We start from the raw sequence: 2,861 nt of genomic DNA on the forward strand, positions 1-2,861 counted from the left end.
TGCCTCCATCGCGGCCTCACTCTCGCTGAGGCGATCGACACACTGAGATCCGACGGATTGTTCCATCCCCATTGAACGCCGCAACCCCGCAAGCTCAGGTTCCCCGCGGCCTTCGCCGGATGGATACGCACCGGCAGCGACAGCAGCAACAGAAACGCAGTCACCAGGATCGACCACACGAACAGCGGCATCTTGTGCATGGTCATGCCAGGTGCGCGCATGTTGAAGATGGTGGTGATGAAGTTGATGGCGCCAAGAATCGAGGAGGCGCCGGCGAGATGCAGCGACAGGATCGCAAAATCCATCGCGGGGCCAGGGTGACCAGAAGTCGACAGCGGCGCATAGACCGTCCAGCCCGCACCCACACCATTGGCGCCGGGCTCTCCCTCGAAAGAGCGATATCACGAGCAACGTGGTTGAAGCCGGCAACAACCAGAACGAGATGTTGTTCATGCGCGGAAACGCCATATCCGGCGCACCGATCATGATCGGGACGAACCAGTTGCCGAATCCTCCGATCAATGCCGGCATGATCATGAAGAACACCATGATCAGGCCGTGCGCAGTGACGAACACGTTGAACTCGTGCCCAGTGGCAAAGATCTGCAATCCCGGCTGCTGCAGCTCAAGTCGCATGCCGACGGACAGAAACCCGCCGATGAGGCCGGCGACCATTGAGAAACACAAGTACATCGTGCCGATGTCCTTGTGATTGGTCGAATAAAGATAGCGACGCCAACCGGTGGGATGGTCGGCGGGCGATCCGGGAATCGATTGGGCGTCCATCGTGGGGAATTCCTCCGGCGAGATCGTTTTGCGATTGGCGGCCGTGGGTGGTGGCCGCAGGACGCAGTCTGCGACTTTGGCCGCATCGGTCTCTTTGATCTGAATCAATTTGTGCGATGCAAAGATGTTCATAGCGCCGATTCGAGGGGCGAGTCGGCTACCGGGCCCCTTCGGGCGGGCCAGGTGTGCCTGCAAGCTTCGCAATGCGACCTAGGCCAAACCCACCCCGTCCTCCGAACCCTCTGCCTGGCCGACGAGTGATCGTTCGCCAATGTCGCAAACAAAGATCGGCTGCTGCGAAGAATTGACATCCATGCCCTTGCGCATGGGTGGCGGACAGCGCAGCCTATCCAGGGCCGAACGGTAACCGAACGAATGAACAAGGGAGTGAACCCGTGGGAGATTCGTTGGACATGAGAGAGCGCGCTGATGTTCCCGTTGGAGAGCGTACCTCGAGCGAACTGGTCGGGCCGGTCAAGAAGCTGCGCTGGAGGTAGAGGCCGAGCGAATTCAAATTGTGATCCTTCGCATTGATTCAACCGCCACTCTGTTGGCCGGCCCATGGGAACGATGAAAACTCCCCAAAATCAATAGGTTTGCCAGTTTGGCGGCTTCCAAATCCGCCATTGAACCACAATGGAGATTTTCGCAATTGGCAAACTCGAGACATAAGACGTGTGTGAGGTGTCGATAGCTAATTAAGTTGGCCGGTTTTGGTAGCACATCAAATGTCCGCTTCGTCTGCGTTTGTTCTCCTGTGGGCGGGGTGGGCAAGTCGCAGACTTGTCCATGCCGTCCACAGGCTCGCCGCCGAGCGGATTTAAGCGGCAATCGGGATGTCCACGGCGGCGCCTCTTCGATCGTAGCGACCGAGGCAACGCGGGCCGTGGAAGATGGCATGGGTGCCGTCGTGGTATTGACGGACCTTGACCCGCGCCTTGACGAAGTGCGCACGCAAGGGACTTGCCGGGATCTGCAGTTTCAACCGGTTGAACGACACGCAGTTGTCGTTGCCGACCTGACGCTCCTCCTGCACGCAAAGAATCTCGCCGAGGTCGATGCCCGAAATCGCGACGAACGCGCTGCCGTCCTGCTCGGGCTTGATGGCAAAGCGGGCGTTGTGGGCCGGGAGATAGACATCGCGAAGGAACAAATTGGCCGCATCCACCGTGGCGATTCCGGCCAACGCCAGCTCCTTGGTCAGCCGGTCTTGCAGCGTATGAAAGACGCGCTCGGAACGGCCCCGGGCTTGCGGCGAATAGGCCGCGATATGTTCGACGCCCAGATGCGCCAGCGCCCGGCCGACCTGGGTCGGCGCCGCGCGGTCGACCGCACCGCCAGCCGCCGCCGTATGAAAATAATGCGAGCCCCGATCGGTGTAGAGGCTCAACGGCAGGCCGTGCCGGCCAAACACTTCTTCAAGCGCGCGGAAGGTCGAGGCGGTACCTTCTTCCTCCACCAGGAACGCCGAATAGATCGCGCTCGTCGCGTCATCCAGGGTCACGATCAGATCGAGCATCGGTTGCCCCGCAAGCCATTGATGCCGCGATCCGTCCTGATGCAGCATCATGCCCGGCAGCGGCCGGCGCGGACGCTTGCGCCGATGCGCGCCGCGGCGGCGGGCCTTCTCCAAAAGCCCCTTCGACTGCAGGAAGGTCTTGGTCCAGGTGTAGCCCCAGTTGAAGCGATGATCCCTCACCAGGTGTTCGTGAAAATGCTTCGCCGTGAAGCCGGCGTAGCGCGTGCGGTAAAGCGCTTCCACCTCGTCCGCCCGGTCAACCGGAACCCGCTTCCCGGAAGCCTTGCCCAGCCGCCGGTCCAGCAATCCTGCTTCGCCATCCTCTTCGTAGCGCTGACACCAGCGCCGGAATGTCCGCTCCCCAACTCCCAAAAGCTCCGCAGCCTCCAACTGGTTGAACTCCAACGCCTCGTACCGGCTCAAAATGTCCAGAAACTTGATCATTCGCACACCTTGTCGAGCTTCTGTCCGGCGCATCCCAACCCCAACCAAAAGGGCCAAAATACCGGACAGATCGTGTGCTACCTAAACCGGACATATCGTGTGCTACCGACAT

At 60.4% G+C, this 2,861-nt stretch carries 1 protein-coding gene and 1 pseudogene; both read right to left on the minus strand.

What is annotated here, in order from left to right; translation table 11 throughout:
* Positions 1-128: 128 nt before the first annotated feature.
* A pseudogene (locus ACT4OC_RS19935) lies at positions 129-786 on the minus strand (cbb3-type cytochrome c oxidase subunit I); the annotation flags it as partial.
* Positions 787-1,606: 820 nt separating this feature from the next.
* Complete coding sequence (locus ACT4OC_RS19940; RefSeq protein ID WP_444840753.1) at positions 1,607-2,749, minus strand: ISNCY family transposase; 1,143 nt, start codon at positions 2,747-2,749, stop codon at positions 1,607-1,609.
* Positions 2,750-2,861: the final 112 nt, after the last annotated feature.

The organism is Bradyrhizobium sp., from assembly GCF_052389815.1.
GTDB lineage: Bacteria > Pseudomonadota > Alphaproteobacteria > Rhizobiales > Xanthobacteraceae > Bradyrhizobium.